This is a genomic window from Amycolatopsis sp. lyj-109 (genome assembly GCF_046548995.1).
Classification (GTDB): Bacteria; Actinomycetota; Actinomycetes; order Mycobacteriales; family Pseudonocardiaceae; genus Amycolatopsis.
This window is the reverse complement of the sequence record NZ_JAJPWR010000002.1, coordinates 691,717-709,396: the sequence shown is the minus strand read 5'-3', so window position 1 is coordinate 709,396 and position 17,680 is coordinate 691,717. Positions and strand designations below refer to the sequence as shown.

Here is a 17,680-nt window from a genome sequence, read left to right as displayed (position 1 = left end):
TCAGGTCTCCTTGTCGACGGGCTTTGTTGTGAACGGCAACAAATCCGGTCGACAAGGAGGTCGTACCCGATGCCCCACTCCCGCAGACTCGCCATCGGAGCCGTGCTCGGCGCCGCGCTCATCGCCATCCCCCTCACGCTGCCCGCGGCGGCCTCGATCCCGCCGCCCGAATCGGGCTGGACCACCGTCTTCGCCGACGACTTCACCGGCGGCTCCGGCTCGCTCCCGTCCAGCGCGAACTGGATCATCGACACCGGCCACAGCTACCCGGGCGGCCCCAGCAACTGGGGCACCGGCGAGATCCAGAACTACACCGCCGGCACGGCCAACCTCGCACAAGACGGCGCAGGCAACCTCCGCATCACGCCGTTGCGCGACGGCGCGGGCAACTGGACGTCGGCGCGGATCGAAACCCAGCGCGCCGACTTCAAGCCACCGGCCGGTGGCGTCATGCGGATCGAAAGCCGGATCCAGATGCCGAACGTCACCGGCGCGGCCGCGCTCGGCTACTGGCCGGCGTTCTGGGCCCTCGGTGGCCCCTACCGCGGCAACTGGTGGAACTGGCCCGCCATCGGCGAGTTCGACATCATGGAGAACGTCAACGGGATCAACTCCGTCTGGGGCGTCCTGCACTGCGGCGTCAACCCGGGCGGCCCGTGCAACGAGACCACCGGCCTGCCGAACAACCGGGCCTGCCCCGGCAGCAGCTGCCAGTCGGCCTTCCACACCTACCGCTTCGAATGGGACGCGAGCAGCAGCCCGCAGGTCCTCCGCTGGTTCGTCGACGGGCAGCAGTTCCACTCGGTGAGCCAGAACCAGCTCGACGCGACGACGTGGGCGAACATGACCACCCACCAGGGTTACTTCGTGCTGCTGAACCTCGCCATCGGCGGCGCGTTCCCCAACAACAACTCCGGCACGACCACACCGGGGCCGGGGATCGTGCCGGGTCACCCGATGGTGGTCGATTACGTCACGGTGACCACCCGCGGCGGCAGCGGCGGCGGCACGACGACCCCGCCGACCACCACGACGCCGCCCGGCAACGGCGGCAGCGCCTACAGCACGATCCAGGCGGAGGCGTACACCCAGCAGGCCGGCGTGATCACCGAGGCCACCACGGACACCGGCGGCGGCCAGAACATCGGCGCGGTGGCCAACGGCGACTGGGCGCTCTACGGAGGAGTCGACTTCGGCAGCGGCGCGGCCACGAACTTCCAGGCGCGCGTCGCGTCCGGGGCGGCGGCCGGGGTCAGCGGACTCGTCGAGGTGCGGCTCGACAGCCGGTCCAACGCGCCCGTCGGCAGCTTCGCGGTGGGGAACACCGGCGGCTGGCAGAGCTGGCGGACCGTCCCGGCGAACATCAGCGCCGTCACCGGCGTGCACAACGTCTACCTGACGTTCACCAGCGGCCAGCCCGCGGATTTCGTGAACCTCAACTGGTTCACTTTCGTGCACTGAGACGAGGGGGACCCGCGGCCCGGCTGCGGGTCTCCCCACATCAGGCGGACGGGGGCTGGACATTGCACTCGGCAATGGGCAGGATGCGTTTCACTGTGAGTGCTCACGATGACACCCGGAAACTCGTGGTCCTGGCTGTGGACGACGAGCCGAACGGTCTTGACGAACTCGTCCACTGCTTGCGCAACAGCCCGCACGTGGCGAAGGTGTTCCCGGCGATCGACGCCTCCGAGGCGCTGCGGTTGCTGTCCACCGACGACCCGCGGCTGCGCGAGCGCAAGGACCGCGGCCTGCCGATCGTCGACGCCGTCTTCGCGGACATCGACATGCCCGGACTGTCCGGGATGGAGATGTCGCGCGTGTTCGCCGCGCTGCGGCCGTCACCCGCGCTGGTGTTCGTCACCGGGCACGCCGAAGAAGCCGTCAACGCCTTCGACCTCGGCGCCCTCGACTACGTGCTGAAGCCGTACCAGCAGGACCGCCTCGACCGCGCGATCACGCGCGTGCTGGAGAAGCTGGCCGCCGCCGCGGCGCCCCCGCCCGGCGCGCTGGGCGGCGATCCGGTCAAGAACGACGACGAGGTCATCCCGGTCGAGCTGGCCGGCACCACCAAGCTCATCCCGCGCTCCTCGGTCCGCTGGGTCGAGGCGCAGGGCGACTACGCGCGGCTGTTCACCACCGAAGGCAGCCACCTCGTCCGCATCCCGCTGGCCCAGCTCGAAGAGCGCTGGGAGAAAGCCGGGTTCGTACGCATCCACCGGTCGTTCCTGGTCGCCCTGCCGCTGATCACCGAGCTGCGGATGGGCCAGGGTGGCTACCAGGTCGTCATCGGCAACGAGGAGAAGGTGCTGCCGGTGAGCCGGCGGCACACTCGCGCGCTGAAGGACCGGCTGGTCGGTTCGGGCCGGAACGGCTGACCGGGACCGGCCATGACCGACGACTTCTACGAGCGCCGCTCGAACGGCGTCCGCGAACCGGATCCGACCCTCGGCAGGCGCGCCCGGCCGCTGCCGCAGCCGGCCGACCGGGCCGTCGTCGAGTCCCTGCCGCCGGCACCGGAGAACGAGCCGCCGCCGAAGCCGGAACACCACGCGAAACCCAAGCGCGAGCGGGTGATCCTCGCCGACCCGCGGCGCGGCGCCGGCACCCTGCGCGCCCGGGTCGAGCTGGAGGAGCAGACCAGCTGGGGGAAGCTGCTCGTCCGCGACCACCTGGTGAAGGTGCAGCTGCGGACGGCGTTGCTGCTCTCGCTGCTCGTCGCTGGCGTGTTCGGCTCGCTGCCCGCGTTGTTCTACCTGCTGCCCGGGTTCTCCCGGGCCAGCCTGCTCGGCATCCCGGTGGCCTGGCTGATTCTCGGCGTGCTGCCCTTCCCATTCCTGTTCGGCGTCGGAATCTGGTACAACCGGCTCGCCGAACGCAACGAACGCGCGTTCGTGGACATGATCGAAAACTAGTTTCGCACTGACTCGTGCGAGGATTCCTCCCGTGCAGCTGAACCCGTGGGCCTTGACCGGCATCGTGCTGGTCGCCGTGGTGACGCCCTACCTCGGTCACCGCTCCTCGCGGTCGGCGACGAGCACGCACGACTTCCTGGTCGCGCGGCGCACCGTGCGGTCCCGCCGCAACGCCGCCGCGATCTCCGGCGAATACCTGTCCGCGGCCTCGTTCCTCGGCATCGCCGGAATCGTGCTCAAGGACGGCGCCGACGCGCTGTGGTTCCCGATCGGGTTCACCGCGGGATACCTGGCGCTGATGTTGTTCGTGGCGGCGCCGCTGCGCCGGTCCGGGGCCTACACGCTGCCCGATTTCGTCGAAATGCGGCTCGGCTCGCAGGGCCTGCGCCGGTTTTCCACGGCGTTCGTCGTGTTCATCGGGGTGCTCTACATGGTCCCGCAGCTGCAGGGCGCCGGGCTGACGCTGGCGACGATCCTCCCGGTGCCGGTGTGGTCGGGTGCCGTCGCGGTGATGGTTCTCGTGGCGTTCAACGTGATCTCCGGCGGCATGCGGGCGATCACCGTGGTGCAGGCGCTTCAGTACTGGATCAAGCTGTTCGCGATCTCGGTGCCCGCGTTCGTGCTCTGCACGGTGTTCTTCACCGGCGGCAGCCCGGACGGGTTCCGGCCCCTCGGCGCGCCCGCACCACCGGTTTTCGTCAGCGACACCACAGTGGACGTGCAGACCGACGTCACCCTGCACGTCACCTCGGACACCTACCTCTACGCCTACGGCCGCACCGACAACGGCCCGGCCGCCGGGCCGACGCACTGGACACCGCTGGCGCCCCACACGGTTTCCGAAGGCACCAAACTGAAGTTCATGGCCGGCACGCCGGTCCCCGTGGTGAGCGACTCCGTCGCGGACAACGCGGCCTGGCTGCACCCGGGCTCGGGCAGCCTCACCGACCTGCTCCAGACGTACTCGCTGATGTTCGCGACGTTCCTCGGCACGATGGGCCTGCCGCACGTGCTGGTCCGCTTCTACACCAACCCCGACGGGAAGGCCGCGCGCCGCACGACCGTGCACGTCCTGCTGCTGCTGGGGCTGTTCTACCTGTTCCCGACGTTGCTGGGCGCGCTGTCGCGGATGTACGTCCCCGAACTGCTGGTGACCGGCAAGACGGACGCGGCGATCCTGGAGCTGCCCTCGGCGATCCTGCCGGGCCTCGGTGGCCAGATCCTCGGCGCGGTCACCGCGGCGGGTGCCTTCTCGGCGTTCCTGTCCAGCACGTCCGGGCTGCTGGTGAGCGTCGCCGGGGTGGTGTCGACCGACCTGCTGCCCGGCCGGGTGCGGGACTTCCGCGTGGCGGCCGGGCTGGTCGCGCTGTGCCCGATCGGGCTGGCGGTCGTACTGCGGCCGGAGGACATCTCGCTGTCGATCGGGCTGACGTTCGCGCTCGCCGCGTCGACGTTCAGCCCGCTGCTGGTGCTGGGCATCTGGTGGCGCAAGCTGTCCTGGCCGGGTGCGCTGGCCGGGATGTTCGTCGGCGGCGGCCTGGTGCTGGCCGCGCTGGTGGTCGACGTCGTGAGCGGCTACACCGGCGGCTGGGCGCCCTGGTTCGTCAACCAGCCCGCGCTGATCACCGTCCCGGCCGCCTTCGTGACGACGTACCTGGTCAGCCGCGTGACCGGGTACGGCCGCCCGGAGCACGTCCACGACATCATGCTGCGGCTGCACGCGCCGGACCCGCTCGGCTTCATGCGGGACAGGGCCGTCGCGCGGTTCGGCCAGGCCGAGGAGAAGACCCGCATCGCCGGGCGCGGCCGGCACCGCAAGTGATTTCCGTGTCGACCCCCCAATCACGCGTGTCGACTTCTCAATCACGCGTGTCGACCTCCGAATCACACCTCACGCGCGGGCAACGCCCCGGCATGGCAGCATGGGAATCGTGGTGAGCCCTGCTGAACTGCCGACCGCCGAGGTCCGCGATCTGCCCAAGGACGGCCTCGTGCTGCTCGACGTCCGCGAAGACGACGAGTGGGCCGCCGGACACGCGCCCGGTGCGGTGCACATCCCGATGGGGGAGCTGCCCGCCCGCGTCGGTGAACTGGCCGATCTGCCCGACGACCAGCCGATCCACGTGATCTGCCGCAGCGGCGGCCGGTCCGCGCGCGCCGCGGCGTGGCTCAACCAGAGCGGCTGGGACGCGGTGAACGTGGCCGGTGGCATGGGCGCGTGGCAACGCGAAGGCCGTCCGATGGTCGGCGAGCACCCCGGCATCGAACCCGAAGTGATCTAGCCTTGCACCCGGGGCAGCCTCCCGCCGGGCAGCCGTACCCGCCGCCCGGGTACTGGCCGCGTCAAGCGCCGCCGCCGTCCGCCCAGCAGCTGCAGGGCCGGACGCTGGCCGCCCAGCCAGAGCCGTACCCCTACCACCGCCGTCCGGTGCACCGGCCGAAGCTGCGCTGGGTGGCGACCCCGCCGCCCGGTGCCTGGCCACGCCGCCGCGTCGTCGCGCCCGAGCCGTACCTGGGCCCGCCGTCGTACCCGGTGCCGCCGCGCTGGGGGTTCCCCAACCTGGTCTGGCGCCGTCCGACGACGGTGCCCGGCACGGCCTCCGACGAGACCCGCCCGATCGACCGGGTGCCGGTGCTCAGCCGCAGCGTGGTCGCCGTCCTCTTCGCCTTCGCCGTGCTCGCCGCGGCCGCCGCCGGTGCGGAAATCTGGCGGTACGTGCTGCTGATCCAGGGCCGCGACTCCGCGCTGTCCCGCTCGGTGGTGGCGTTCTCCGACGGCTTCGTGCTCACCGCGGGCCTGCTCGCCTCGACCCTCGCGCTGCTGCCCGCCGGGCTGTCGCTCTGGTGGCTGCTGGTCGCGCGCCAGGCGGCGGCGGACGTCTCGGGCGACGACCCGCCGCGGCCGGTGTGGCAGGTGCTGGTCGGCGTCCTCGTGCCGGTGGCGAACCTGCCGCTGGCGCTGTCGGTCGTCGGCGAGCTGGAGCACGCGGTGCTGGGCCGCTCGCGGGACGCCCGGCCGAAGCCGTCGCGCCAGGTCCTCGGCTGGTGGGGCGCCTGGCTGCTCAACTGGATCCTGCTGGGCGTGTCGATCTTCTGGCGCTTCCGTGACGACGTGCAGTCGATGGCCGACAGCGTCGTCCTGGTCGCGCTGACCGATCTTTCCGCGGCCGCGCTGGCGGTGCTGACGGCCCTGGTGGTGCGGCGGTTCTCCGCGCTGCTGGCGCCGTCGGACGTGCGGGACGTGCGCGAGATGCGCGTGCTCAAGGTCAAGGGTGCGCCCGAGCCGGAGCTGCGGACTTCGCGGCCCGCCGGCGCCGCGCGCTAGTAGCGGCCGAAGACCGGCTCGAGCTGGTCGAAGGCCTGTTCCGCGATGGGCCAGAGCTCGTCGACGATCGTTTCTTCGTTCTCCAGGGTCCGGTCGGAGACCTCCTGGAAGAGCACGCGCAGGACCGTCGCGAGGTGGGCGGCGGCGAGCATCGGGTTGAGCTCCTCTTCGGGGTGGCGCCGGACGAGGAGGTCGATGAGCGTCGCCTCGCGCTCGCGGTGCAGCTCGTGCAGCGCGTTCGTCAGGACCGGGCTCTCCTTGATCATCCGCACGAAGCCGGGGCCGGAGAAGCCGACCAGCGCGTGCTCGGCGCCCAGCGCTTCGAAGTAGAGCTCGCGCGTGTCGTGGAAGACGCTGTCGCGGATCAGGGCGGCGGGCCAGGACACGAAGTCTTCGCGGATGTCGAAGACCAGGTCTTCCTTGCGGGGGAAGTGGTTCGTCACGGTCATCTTGGCGACCCGCGCCTCCGCGGCGATGTCCGCGATCGTCACGTCCTCGAAGCCGTTGCGGATGAACAGCCGCGTGGCCACGTCGGAGATGGTCTTCCTGGTCTCGTGTTTCTTCTGGGCCCGCAGTCCCTCGCTCATGGCGTCACTCTACTGGGTCGGACCCAAGATTGTGCTTGACCCAATGAGTGGGTCCGACCTAATCTGAGGTTCGACCTAATCAATCTGGGGGTGAGCATGAGGACGGCAGTTCGGCCGGATGCGGCGCTGTGGCGGCTCGGCGGTGTGCTGATCATGGGCGCGGTGCTGTCGATCCTCGACGCGACGATCGTGACCGTCGGGATCGGCTCGATCGCCCGTGACCTGGACAGCCCGCTGACCACGGTGCAGTGGGTGGCGAGCGCGTACCTGCTCGCGGCCTCGGTGGCCATCCCGCTGTCGGGCTGGCTGACCGACCGGTTCGGTGGCCGTGCCGTCTGGCTGACGGCGGTGGTGATCTTCACTGCCGGCACGCTGCTGTGCGGCTTCGCCTGGTCCGCGCCGGCCCTGATCGCGTTCCGGGTGCTCCACGGGCTGGGCGGCGGGCTGATGCAGCCGGTCGGGCAGGCGGTGTTCGCGCAGGCGGCCGGGCCGGCGCTGGGCCGGATGATCGGCGTGATCACCCTGCCGGCGACGGTGGCCCCGGTGCTGGGCCCGATGCTCGGCGGCGCGCTGGTGGCGGACTTCGGGTGGCGCTGGATGTTCTTCGGCGTCGTCCCGCTGGGCGTGGCGACGTTCCTCTTCGCGCGCCGGCTGCTCCCGGCTCCGGCGCCGGACGGCCCGCATACCCCACTGGACGTCCGGGGAATCGCGTTGCTGTCACCAGGGCTCGGCGCGCTCGTCTACGGCCTGGCCGAAGGCGTGGTCGTCGCCTGGGTGGCCGGGGCCGCGCTGGTGCTGGCGTACGGCGTACACGCTTCCCGAGCGGCGTCGCCGGTGCTCGATCTGACGTTGTTCCGGAACAGGGGGTTCGCGGCCGCGAGCGCGAGCACGTTCCTGCTGGGGGCGTCGCTGTACAGCTCGATGCTGCTGCTTCCGCTGTACTACGAGCAGGTCGAGCACGCGAGCGCGTTGCGGGCCGGGCTGCTGCTGGCGCCCCAGGCCCTCGGCTCGGCAGTGGTCATGCTGGCGAGCGGACGGCTCTTGGCCCGCTTCGGGCCGCGTCGCATGATGCTGGGCGGGATCGCGCTGTCCCTGCTGGGCACGATCGCGTTCACTCAGCTCGCTTCGGCGCCCGGTGGGGTCCTGCTGACACTGTCCCTCCTGATCCGCGGCGCCGGCTTGGGCGCGGCAACCGCCCCTGGCATGACGACGCTGTACGGCTCGCTGGAGCGGTCCCGCATTCCCCGGGCAGCAAGCGCGTTCAACGTGGTCAACCGCATCGGCGGCTCGCTGGGCACCGCCCTGCTGGCCGCGATCCTCCACCGCGAACTCATGGCCGCGCCGGCCCCGGCGGCGTACGGCACCACCTTCACGTGGGCACTGGCGCTGTCGGCGCTGACCTTGATCCCCGCCCTTTTCTACCCGCAGAGGAGCACCCGGTGACCTTCCGCCTCTTGAGCGTCCACGCCCACCCCGACGACGAGTCCAGCAAGGGCGCGGCCACCCTGGCCCGCTACGCCGCCGAAGGCGTCGATGTCCTGGTCGCCACCTGCACGGGCGGCGAACGCGGCGACGTCCTGAATCCGGCCCTGGACACGCCCCAGACGTGGGCGGACCTCCCAGCGATCCGTCGTCGCGAGATGGCCGCGGCCGCCGAAATCCTGGGCGTCCGCCAGCGCTTTCTCGGCTTGGCCGACTCGGGCCTGCCCGCCTCCGGCGAGCCGTTGCTCGAGGGCTGCTTCGCGGCCCTGCCGCTGTCCGAGGCGGCGGCGCCGCTGGTGGCGCTGATCCGCGAGTTCCGCCCGCATGTGGTGATCACCTACGACGAAACGGGCGGATACCCGCACCCGGACCACATCCGCACCCACGAGGTGACGGTCGAAGCCTTTGCCGCGGCCGCCGATCCCGCCCGCTATCCCGGCACCGGCGAGCCGTGGCGTCCGCAAAAGCTGTACTACCAAGCAACCCTCAGCCGTGCCTGGTTCGAGGCGCTGCACGAGGCCACCCTGGCCGCCGGCCTGGAGTCCTCAATGGCCGAAGTCCTGACCGAGCTCCCACCCGACAAATTCCCGGTCACCACAAAAATCCGCTGCGACGCCTATTTCGCCACCCGCGACCAAGCCCTCCTGGCCCACACCACCCAGGTAGACCCGGCCCACCCGTTTTTCCAGCACTCACGCGAAATCGAACGCCGAGTCTGGCCCCACGAGGACTACCACCGAGCCCACCCCACGCCGGGCCCGCTCCTCGAAACCGACCTCTTCACCGGACTGACCCCATGAACCCCCGTGATGGCCCGCCAATCACGCATGATGCCCCTCCAGACACGCGAGATACCCCTCCAATCACGCGAGGTCCGCCCCGGATCCCGCGCGATCCCCGGCTGGAACCCCAGTCACACGGTGACCCGAAGCTCCCGCAACCCGCGGATCACGAACTCCGGCCGCCGCGGCGGAGCCGCCACCAACCGCAACCCCGGCAGCTTCTCCGCCAGCGCGCTCAGCGCGGCGGCGATCTCCACCCGAGCGAGAGGAGCACCCACGCAGTAGTGGATCCCGAGGCCGAACCCGAGGTGGGCGTTCGGCGTCCGGCCGATGTCCAGGCGGTCCGGCTCGTCGAACACCTTCGGGTCGCGGGCCGCGGCGCCCAGCAGCGCGCCGATCTTCTGGCCGCGCGGAACGACATGTCCGCAGATCGACACGTCCTCGGTCGCCGTCCGCTCGAACAACTGCAGGGGCGCGTCGAACCGGATCAGCTCCTCGACACACGAATCCAGAAGGGCAGGTGAGGCCAGCAGGCGCTCCCACTGGTCCCGGTGCGTGAGCAGGGCCGTGATGCCGTTGCCGAGCACGTTGACCGTCGCCTCGTGGCCGGCCATCAGCAGCAGCACCGCGGTGGCCACCAGCTCGTCGGGCGTCAGCTCGCTGCGGAGGAGGTCGCTGATGATGTCGTCGCCCGGTGCGTCCGCACGGGCCGCGGCGACGGAGCGGACGTAGTCGACGAACTCGGCCGCGGCCTCCTCGGCCGCGTCGCGTCCTTCCTCGGCGAGGTCGTACTCGTACATCTTGACGATGGCGTTGGACAGGTGGACCATCCGCGGCCCGTCGGTGCCGGGGACGCCCAGCAACTCGGCGATCACCGCGACCGGCAGCGGCTGGGCGAGGTGCTCGAGGAGGTCGGCACTGCCGTCGGTGGTGATCGCGGCCGCGAGGTCGTCGACCATGCGGGTGGCGAGTGTCGCGACCATCGGACGCAGCCGTTGCACGTGGCCGCGGCCGAAGGCGCCCGCGATCAGGCGGCGCAGGCGGGTGTGGGCCGGCGGCTCGTTCTCCAGGAGCGAGTTGCGGTGCAGGAGGTTGAACGAGGCGAACCGCTCGAGCGGCTGGGCGTCCTGCCAGATCCGGCCCAGGCCGCGGTGGCGCAACACCGCCGACGACGCGGCGTGCGACACGGCGATGGCGAGGCCGAGCCCTTCGTGGAAATGAACTTCGCCTTGCGAGCGGAGTGCGGCGAACGCCGGGTACGGGTCGTCGAGGAACGCGGGATCGCGGGGGTCGAACACGTCGCGAGACTAACCCTTCGATAGCGTCTGAAGCCGAGCCAGAGGAGGCAGCAGTGGGCAAGGGCGCGCGCAAGAAGGGTCCCAAGCAGGCATCGGACCGCAAGCCGAAGGTGCGCGACGTCTTCGTCGGCCAGCCGTTCGAAGGGCTGACGGCGGAGCCCGAGCTGATCGCGCTGCGCGAGTTCGTGCCGTCCGCGACGGCTCAGCTCACCCTCGTCGACGGCGGCGACGTCACCCTCGGGACCGTGCTGCCGATGGCGGCGGCCGCGTTCGTCCGCTCGGACGGCCGGCGGTACCTCGGCCTGCAGGTGCAGACCCGCTCGTCCGACATCAGCCGTGACCTCGGCCGGTCGCTGAAGTGGCTGCTGGACGCCAAGGAGGGCGACGTCCTCGGCGTGCCGGACACCACCACCCCGCCGTCCGCCGACGAGCACGCGCGGCTGCAGGACCTGCTGGCGCCGGGCGCCGAACTCGACGTCACGCTGCACAAGGACTTCGCCTGGTGGCTGCCCGAGGACGCGGACGCGACCGGGGACGTCGCCGTGTCGCTCGAGCGCGCCAACGCCGCGATCATGCCCACCGAACGGCTCGGCTCGGGTGCCTACTGGGTCCTCGCCGGCGAGAAGGCGCACCTGCGCTGGGTCCGGCCGGAGCCGGAGAACCTGCTGCTCCAGGCCCTCGCCCGGCTGTCCGCGGCCGGCGAGCTCGGCCTCGGTGAGGGCTCGCGCTACGCCGGCTCGTTCCGGGCGCACGGTCTGCTCGTCCCGGTCTGGGACCTCGACCCCGAGGCCCACGCCCGCGAGTGGGCGGAAGCGAAGGACGCTCTCGGTGCCCGGCTCGAGACGGCGCTGAAGTCGCTCGACGGCGAGCCGCTGAACGCGACCGAGCGCCGGGCGCGGGACGGCCTCATCGGCCGGCAGCTGACCCTGCGCTGACCGCACCGCGCCTACGGGGCGTCAGTCAACTCGTCCGTGGCTCGTCGGCGGGTGCCGGACCATCGGTATGAACCGGTGGTCCTCCACCCGCTCGATGAGCGTTCAACCAGGCATTATGTGGCGCAAGAGACACCGCTGACGGTTCCGGCCGGTGGGACGATTCTCGGCGTGATACTCCACATCTGCGGGGCGGCCGAGTGGGCCGAAGTGGGCGAAGGCGGCGAGTACCGGCCGTCTTCACTGGGGGAAGTCGGGTTCGTCCACTGTTCCGACTTCGGCACGGCACACCTGCCGGCCAACGCGCTGTACCGGGGTCGCGCCGATCTGGTGCTGCTCGAAATCGACCTGGGGAAGCTCGACGTACCGGTCCGCTGGGAGGACGGCGCGCCGCCGCACCCGGCCGGGATCTGGTTCCCGCACGTCTACGGTCCGATTCCGCATGCGGCGGTCGTCGGCGTGCACGAATTCCGAGAGTCCGACGGCAGCGGTTTCCGCCTGCCCGACTCGCTCGCCCACCGCTGACGTGGGCAGACCGTCACCCGGCCGACGAAGAGCGAATTCGGCCGGGTACGCAGGCAACCTGAGGGGGCTGTGATGCGTGTTGGGGAGGAAAGCGACTCGGCTTCTGGCTACCCGACCCCGATGGGAGGCGATACGGTGACCGCTGCGGCACCCGTCTTCACCGGGGGAGATGCTGTGTCGACCGGTGATGATCCGACCGGCAGTCACGGCGGAATGGGTGCCGGTGAGCGGATTGACTCCGGACCGTGTCCGCCTGCTTTCGGCCGGATCATCACCCCGGTGACCAGCGCAGGCCGAGGGAGGGCCGCGACGTTGGCTGGCGAGTTCGTCGACTTCGGCGACTTCGTGCAGGCCACGCTGCCGGGCTTGCTGCGATACGGTCACGCGCTCACCGGGAACCCGCACGACGCGGCGGACCTGGTGCAGACCGTGCTGGAAAAGATCGGCTCGCGCTGGACGTACGTCCACGAGAAGACGGGCGACCCGCTGGCCTACGTCCGCCGGTCGATGGCGAACGCGCACGTGAGCCGCTGGCGCCGGACGCGCCGGGAGAACCTGGTCGCGGACCTGCCGGACACCAGCCCGCACGTGCCGGCCGACCCGTTCGAGCACGAGCCGCTGTGGCGTGCGTTACGAACGCTGCCGCCGAGACAACGGGCCGTGATGGTGCTGCGTTACTACGAAGGTCTCTCCGAAGCGGAGATCGCCGGTGCTCTCGGGATCACCCAGGGCACCGTCAAGAGCCAGGCGAGCAAGGCGATCACGTCGCTGCGGATGAAGCTGAAGTCGGCCGACGGCGAAGGCGAAGGGAGTGGTGCGGGTTGAACATCTCCGAGGACGAACTGGAGCAGCGCCTGCGCGCCCTGTTCGCCGACGAGCGGCTGGACCTGCCTCCGCCGCCGGACGCCGGCACGGTCATCGTCACCGGTGCGCGCCGTCGTCGCCGTCGTCGCCACGTCGTGCAGGCCGTGGCCGGGGTGGCGGCCGCGGCGGTCGTCGTCGCCGGTGGGCTGAACGTGTTCCGGCTCCACACCGAGGACGGCACCGCGGCGATGTCTCCCCCCGGGACCGGGGCCGGCGTCAAACCACCCGAGAACCTCACGGCGGGCCGGTCGCCGGAACCGTCGTCGCCGGGGCCGACCGGCACCCAGAGCATCCAGGTTTCCGCACCGCCGGGAGCAGCGACGTCGCGGACGCCGCGGCCACCGGCCTCCCCGCGGCCGTCCACGCTCCCCGCCGTGACCAGCGGGCCGCTGCTCGCGGCCGACGGATTCGGCCGGCTCAAGCTCGGCATGTCCGAGGCCGATGTGATCGCGCAGACAGTCACGCTCAGCGACGCGCAGGCCGGGGCCGGCTGCACCGTCTACAAGGCACAGGGCAGCGGGGTTCCCGCGGCCGCGAGCGTCGTCATCTCGAAGGCGGCCGGGCTCGTCGTCGTCACCCCGGACGTGGCCGCGCACACCGCCGAGGGCATCGGCGCCGGGTCCACGAAGGACCAGATCCTCGCCACCTACCCCGCGGCCAAGGACGAGGCCAGCGACGTCGTCGCGCCGGCCGGGGGCGCCGCCGAGTACCGCTTCCGGCTCGGTGAGACCGGAGTCGTGCAGACGAGCCTGACGAGCGTCACCCAGGACTGCGCCGGCTGAGGGCCGACCGCATGCGGAAACCCGGGCTGTCCACAGGGGGAGAGCCCGGGTTTCCGGTCAAAAGAGCGTCAGAGTGCGCCGCCGGCCACCGGCGGCATCTGCGAGTCGGTGCCGCCGTCGCCGACGGACTCGCGGTAGAGGTGGTTCTCGACCTCGAACAGGTTGCCGTTCGCGCGCTTGACGACGTTCAGCAGCGTGTTCATCTGCGAGATCTCTTCGACCTGCTCCTTGAGGAACCACTGCGTGAACTGCTCGCCGATGTAGTCCTCTTCGGCGCGCGCGGCCTTCGCCATCGCGGAGATGTCGACGGCGACCTCCTTCTCCTGCGCGAGCGCGAGCTCGATGAGCTCGGTGACGCCGGAGAAGTCGTTGCGCACCTCCCCGGTGCCGGGGATCTCGACGTGGTGGTCGCGGTCGAGCATGTACTGCACGAGCGCCATCGCGTGGTTGCGCTCCTCGACGGACTGCTTGTAGAAGTGCTTCGCCAGCTGCGGCAGGTCCTCGGCGTCGAACCACACCGCGAGCGCGATGTACTGCTGGGACGCGTTGAACTCGTTGTGGATCTGCGCCTGCAGCAGTTCATAGAACTTCGAGCGCGGCTCTTTTTTCTTGGTGAGGGCCATGGTCACCACGATACGGCAGAATTCGATTTTCGACCACTTCGTACTGGTGATCTACCCCCTATTAGGGTTACCATTCCTAAAGAAGACTCACCTAATTTAAGTAAGCCTTCCCTAATGGTGTGCGCCGATTAGGGAAGGCTTCATCACAGCGGATCGCGGCGGACCGGGCAGGACATGCACCGCGGGCCGCCGCGGCCGGAGCCCAGTTCGGAGCCCGCGATCGGCAGCACTTCGATGCCGGCCGCTTCCAGTCGCTCGTTCGTCTCGACGTTCCGCTCGTAGCCGACGACCACGCCGGGCGCCAGGGCGAGGGTGTTGTTGCCGTCGTCCCACTGCTCGCGTTCGGCCGTCACCGGGTCCAGGCCGGTGTCGATGACGCGCAGCCGGTCGATCTCCATCGCCTCGGCCGCGGCCACCAGGAACGGCGTCGGGCCGGCCACCTTCATCCCGCCGTCGCCGGTCGGGCGCAGCGTGAACGCCGTCAGCAGGTCGCGGGCGAGCGGGTACATCACCACCGCGTCGGCGTCGACCATCGTGCACACCGTGTCCAGGTGCATGGTCGCGCGGGACTGCTCGATCGGCACCGCCAGCACGGTGTGCGCGATGCCGTCGGCGAACACCGAGCGGGCGAGGGACTCCGCGCCGGCCGCCGTCGTCCGCTCGCCGACGCCGATGGCGAGCACGCCCGGCGCCAGCAGCATCACGTCGCCGCCCTCGATGGGCGCCGAATGGGCGCCGTACGCGCGGGCGGCGTGGCGGAACTGCGGGTGGTAGGCGTAGATCAGGTCGAGCACCGCGGTTTCGCGGCGGCGCGCGGGCATGTTCAGGGAGGAAATCGCGACGCGGTCGGCGATCCACACCGACGAGTCGCGGGTGAACAGCAGGTTCGGCAGCGGGTCGACGGCGAAGTCGTGCGGGTGGTTCATCATCCGCACCAGCGACGCGCCCTCCGCCGACGGCAGCTCCTCGAACGTCATCCCGGCCATCAGCACCTCGGCGAGGCCGGCCGCGTCGACGCCCGACAGGTGCGACCGCAGCGAGTCGGCCAGGTCGCCGCCGAGCCGCCGGTCGTCGACCGCCGCGTGCACGCCCGCCGCGTGGGCGCGGTCGTCTTCCAGGGCCGTCCGGAGCGCGTCGGCCAGCAGCAGGACGTCGACGCCGCGGTTGCGCAGCACCTCGGCGAACGCGTCGTGCTCGGCCTGGGCCCGGTCGACCCACGGGATGGAGTCGAACAGGAGCTGGTCGTTGTTGCGGGGCGTCAGCCTTTTGAGCTCGTTGCCGGGCCGGTGCAGCAGCACCGCGCGCAGGGGTCCGACTTCGCTGTCCACCCGGGGAGGTGTCGTTTCGTCGATCACCCGCCGAGCGTACTCAGGGCAGCCACGAAACGTGACCCTTGAGCAGCGAATATCCGACGAACGACACGAAGTCGAACAGCGTGTGCGCGGCGACCAGCGGCCACAGCCGGTTGGTCTTCTGCCACAGCCGTCCGAACACCAGCCCCATGATGAAGTTACCGACGAACCCGCCGAACCCCTGGTACAGGTGGTACGACCCGCGCAGCACGGCCGCGCCGAACACGGCGTTGTTCTCCCGGACGCCGAGCTGCCGCAGCCGCGTCAGCAGGTAGCCGATGACCAGGACTTCCTCGGCGAAGGCGTTGCCGAACGCCGAGAGCGTCAGCGTGATCGGCCGCCACCACGTATCGCCCAAAGTGGACGGTTGCACCGCCAGGCTGAACCCGAGGTGGTACGAAATGAAGTAGAGCGCGAGGCCGGGGATCCCGATCGCCGCGGCCAGCCCGAGCGTCAGGAGCGTGTCGTAGCCGGCCGACCGGCGGTCCAGCCCCAGCCGGCTGATCTTGATGCCCGCGCGCCACAGCAGGTACAGCCCGAGCGCGCCCCAGCCGACCAGCTGCGCCGCCGAGAGCAGCTGCTTGAGCAGGTCGATCAGGCTCGCCGCGGCCTGCGGCACGTTCAGCTGGGTCTGCTGCTGGGCCAGCGGCACCGGCTGCAGCAGCGAGTCCACAAGGGACAGCAGGCTGCGCACCCCGGACATGCCGAGCGTGATCCCGAAGACGATCAGCAGCTCGAGCTTGATGGCTCGGCGCTCGGCCGGGTCCTCGATCGTCCCGGGGAACTCGGGGCGATCCGGCGCCAGCCACGATCGCGCGGTGAACGTCATGGACGCACGCTACCTTCGGGGTATGCCGAGGAGCATCGCCACCAACGAATCCGTCGACCGCGCCGCGCTGGTCGAGTTCCTGTCGACCCGCCACCGCGCGATCCTGCTGACCACGAAGGCCGACGGCGACCCGCAGCTTTCGCCGGTCACCTGCGGCGTCGACGCCGAGGGCAGGCTGGTCGTCTCGACCTACCCGAAACGCGCGAAGGTCGTGAACGTCAAGCGCAACCCGAAGGTCTCCGCCTGCATCCTGTCCGACGAGTGGAACGACCAGTGGGTGCAGCTCAACGGCACCGCCGAGGTGCTGGACGTCCCGGATTCGGTCGAGCCGCTCGTGGACTACTTCCGCAGCATTTCGGGCGAACACCCGGACTGGGACGAATACCGCGAGGCCATGGTCAAGCAGGGCAAGAGCATCATCCGCGTCACGATCGAGAACTGGGGGCCGATCGCGAAGGGCGGCTTCCCGGCCGAACTAGCCTGACCGCCCGCGCAGGAACGGGCAGCCGACCAGCCGCCGCAGCTCCGACGCGAGCTGCGCCGGGCTGTCGACGGACTTCGAGAACGCCAGCCGCACGTCGTGGTCACCCGTGTCGGACTCGACGCGCAGCCGCAGCCCGAACCGGTCGAGCCCGAGTGGGCGGATCCGGCCGCCGCGCAGCGCCGCCGGCAGGTGCTTCGCCAGCTGCTCGACGACGTCGGAGTGGTCGCTCTCCAGGTGCCGCAGCCACTGGGCCTCGTAGTCGTGGAACGGGTCGGGCGGCGCGGCGCTGAACATGTGCGGGCGCAGCGAGTGCGTGCCCTCGGCGTCGGCGAGCACGAGCGACGCCGGGGTGAGCCGCAGGAGCGTGCTGCCGTGGCCGACGTCGAGGAGGCGTTCGTCCGGCCGCGTCTCGGCGATCGCCACCGCCCGCGCGCGGGCCGAAACCGGCGAGAGGGGCCGCAGCCAGCCGGTGATCCACAGCAACCCGCGGATCGGTTCCCGCAGGTCGACCGGGGCCTGGTCGGCGATTTCCACCATCACGGCCAGCTCGCCGCGCTCGCTCTGCTTCGCCGCGCGGACCATCGGGTGCTCGTCGGGCAGCAGCACGCTGACGCTGCCGCTGTGGTGCACGTGGTGCAGGACGGGGACGACGCGCTCGCCGTTCAGCTCCGTGCGATCACAGGTGGGCAGCAACGACGCGGGGCCGTTGCGGGTCGCGATCGTCTTGGCGCGCTCGGCGGGGTTCGGCGCCGGCGGGCGGCGGACGGATGTGGGTGCTTCGGTCACAGCTCACCTCCTACTTAGGTGAGCCTAACCTGAATTCGACGGTCTGGGTAGTCGTGGCGGTCACGTCGCTTCCGCTGATCGGCGCATCCGGTAACGCCGGTGCCCAGTTTGCCG

Annotated in this window: 19 protein-coding genes; 13 read left to right on the top strand and 6 right to left on the bottom strand. The window is 70.8% G+C overall.

The window, feature by feature from the left end:
• The first annotated feature begins 69 nt into the window (after nucleotides 1-69).
• From ACLJQF_RS07230 to ACLJQF_RS07205, 6 genes are all read left to right on the top strand, one after another.
• On the top strand, nucleotides 70-1,461 hold the full coding sequence (locus ACLJQF_RS07230; protein ID WP_410607407.1) for a carbohydrate-binding protein: 1,392 nt from the start codon (nucleotides 70-72) through the stop codon (nucleotides 1,459-1,461).
• 83 nt (nucleotides 1,462-1,544) lie between these two features.
• Nucleotides 1,545-2,378 carry a LytR/AlgR family response regulator transcription factor gene (locus ACLJQF_RS07225; RefSeq protein WP_410607406.1) on the top strand — a complete coding sequence of 278 codons (834 nt, stop codon included), beginning with the start codon at nucleotides 1,545-1,547 and terminating at the stop codon, nucleotides 2,376-2,378.
• 12 nt (nucleotides 2,379-2,390) lie between these two features.
• Complete coding sequence (locus tag ACLJQF_RS07220) at nucleotides 2,391-2,915, top strand: hypothetical protein (protein ID WP_410607405.1); 525 nt, start codon at nucleotides 2,391-2,393, stop codon at nucleotides 2,913-2,915.
• 31 nt (nucleotides 2,916-2,946) lie between these two features.
• Nucleotides 2,947-4,737: a cation acetate symporter gene (locus ACLJQF_RS07215; protein WP_410607404.1), complete on the top strand. Its 1,791-nt coding sequence runs from the start codon at nucleotides 2,947-2,949 to the stop codon at nucleotides 4,735-4,737.
• 100 nt (nucleotides 4,738-4,837) lie between these two features.
• Nucleotides 4,838-5,197: a rhodanese-like domain-containing protein gene (locus ACLJQF_RS07210; protein ID WP_086847539.1), complete on the top strand. Its 360-nt coding sequence runs from the start codon at nucleotides 4,838-4,840 to the stop codon at nucleotides 5,195-5,197.
• A 2-nt stretch (nucleotides 5,198-5,199) separates the two neighbouring features.
• Nucleotides 5,200-6,240, top strand: a complete 1,041-nt coding sequence (locus ACLJQF_RS07205; protein WP_410607403.1) for a DUF4328 domain-containing protein — start codon at nucleotides 5,200-5,202, stop codon at nucleotides 6,238-6,240.
• On the opposite strand, the gene ACLJQF_RS07200 is transcribed toward ACLJQF_RS07205, so the two are convergent.
• Nucleotides 6,237-6,827, bottom strand: coding sequence for a TetR/AcrR family transcriptional regulator (locus ACLJQF_RS07200; RefSeq protein WP_410607402.1), 591 nt, complete (start codon nucleotides 6,825-6,827; stop codon nucleotides 6,237-6,239). The two genes, ACLJQF_RS07205 and ACLJQF_RS07200, sit on opposite strands and share 4 nt — an antisense overlap.
• A gap of 96 nt (nucleotides 6,828-6,923) precedes the next feature.
• On the opposite strand from ACLJQF_RS07200, the gene ACLJQF_RS07195 reads away from it, so the two are divergent.
• On the top strand, nucleotides 6,924-8,270 hold the full coding sequence (locus ACLJQF_RS07195; RefSeq protein ID WP_410607401.1) for an MDR family MFS transporter: 1,347 nt from the start codon (nucleotides 6,924-6,926) through the stop codon (nucleotides 8,268-8,270).
• Nucleotides 8,267-9,109: a mycothiol conjugate amidase Mca gene (mca, locus tag ACLJQF_RS07190; protein WP_410607400.1), complete on the top strand. Its 843-nt coding sequence runs from the start codon at nucleotides 8,267-8,269 to the stop codon at nucleotides 9,107-9,109. The genes ACLJQF_RS07195 and mca overlap by 4 nt, the downstream gene beginning before the upstream one ends.
• Nucleotides 9,110-9,222: 113 nt before the next feature.
• On the opposite strand, the gene ACLJQF_RS07185 is transcribed toward mca, so the two are convergent.
• Nucleotides 9,223-10,389: a cytochrome P450 gene (locus tag ACLJQF_RS07185; protein WP_410607399.1), complete on the bottom strand. Its 1,167-nt coding sequence runs from the start codon at nucleotides 10,387-10,389 to the stop codon at nucleotides 9,223-9,225.
• A 53-nt stretch (nucleotides 10,390-10,442) separates the two neighbouring features.
• On the opposite strand from ACLJQF_RS07185, the gene ACLJQF_RS07180 reads away from it, so the two are divergent.
• The 4 genes from ACLJQF_RS07180 (at nucleotide 10,443) to ACLJQF_RS07165 (ending at nucleotide 13,492) form a co-directional block, all read left to right on the top strand.
• Nucleotides 10,443-11,324 carry a DUF5926 family protein gene (locus tag ACLJQF_RS07180; protein ID WP_410607398.1) on the top strand — a complete coding sequence of 294 codons (882 nt, stop codon included), beginning with the start codon at nucleotides 10,443-10,445 and terminating at the stop codon, nucleotides 11,322-11,324.
• Between the two features lie 168 nt (nucleotides 11,325-11,492).
• On the top strand, nucleotides 11,493-11,846 hold the full coding sequence (locus ACLJQF_RS07175) for a DUF952 domain-containing protein (RefSeq protein WP_410607397.1): 354 nt from the start codon (nucleotides 11,493-11,495) through the stop codon (nucleotides 11,844-11,846).
• Nucleotides 11,847-12,158: 312 nt separating this feature from the next.
• Entirely contained in the window at nucleotides 12,159-12,671 is a 513-nt protein-coding gene (locus ACLJQF_RS07170; protein ID WP_410607396.1) for a SigE family RNA polymerase sigma factor, read from the top strand.
• Nucleotides 12,668-13,492 carry a hypothetical protein gene (locus ACLJQF_RS07165; protein ID WP_410607395.1) on the top strand — a complete coding sequence of 275 codons (825 nt, stop codon included), beginning with the start codon at nucleotides 12,668-12,670 and terminating at the stop codon, nucleotides 13,490-13,492. The genes ACLJQF_RS07170 and ACLJQF_RS07165 overlap by 4 nt, the downstream gene beginning before the upstream one ends.
• 68 nt (nucleotides 13,493-13,560) lie before the next feature.
• Here the strand turns inward: ACLJQF_RS07165 and ACLJQF_RS07160 are convergent, their stop codons facing one another.
• The 3 genes from ACLJQF_RS07160 to ACLJQF_RS07150 all read right to left on the bottom strand — a co-directional run bounded on the left by ACLJQF_RS07160 (nucleotide 13,561) and on the right by ACLJQF_RS07150 (nucleotide 16,296).
• Nucleotides 13,561-14,115, bottom strand: coding sequence for a ferritin (locus ACLJQF_RS07160; RefSeq protein WP_410607394.1), 555 nt, complete (start codon nucleotides 14,113-14,115; stop codon nucleotides 13,561-13,563).
• 143 nt (nucleotides 14,116-14,258) lie between these two features.
• Nucleotides 14,259-15,443, bottom strand: coding sequence for an arginine deiminase (locus tag ACLJQF_RS07155; protein ID WP_410607470.1), 1,185 nt, complete (start codon nucleotides 15,441-15,443; stop codon nucleotides 14,259-14,261).
• A 40-nt stretch (nucleotides 15,444-15,483) separates the two neighbouring features.
• The gene (locus tag ACLJQF_RS07150; protein ID WP_410607393.1) at nucleotides 15,484-16,296 is read right to left on the bottom strand and encodes a CPBP family intramembrane glutamic endopeptidase; all 813 of its coding nucleotides are present in this window, start codon (nucleotides 16,294-16,296) and stop codon (nucleotides 15,484-15,486) included.
• A gap of 22 nt (nucleotides 16,297-16,318) precedes the next feature.
• Here ACLJQF_RS07150 and ACLJQF_RS07145 point away from each other — a divergent pair, with 22 nt between their 5' ends.
• Nucleotides 16,319-16,780 (top strand): PPOX class F420-dependent oxidoreductase, encoded by a 462-nt coding sequence (locus tag ACLJQF_RS07145; RefSeq protein WP_410607392.1) that lies wholly within the window; start codon nucleotides 16,319-16,321, stop codon nucleotides 16,778-16,780.
• Here ACLJQF_RS07145 and ACLJQF_RS07140 read toward each other — a convergent pair.
• The gene (locus tag ACLJQF_RS07140; protein ID WP_410607391.1) at nucleotides 16,772-17,566 is read right to left on the bottom strand and encodes a DUF2470 domain-containing protein; all 795 of its coding nucleotides are present in this window, start codon (nucleotides 17,564-17,566) and stop codon (nucleotides 16,772-16,774) included. The two genes, ACLJQF_RS07145 and ACLJQF_RS07140, sit on opposite strands and share 9 nt — an antisense overlap.
• Nucleotides 17,567-17,680 lie beyond the last annotated feature (114 nt).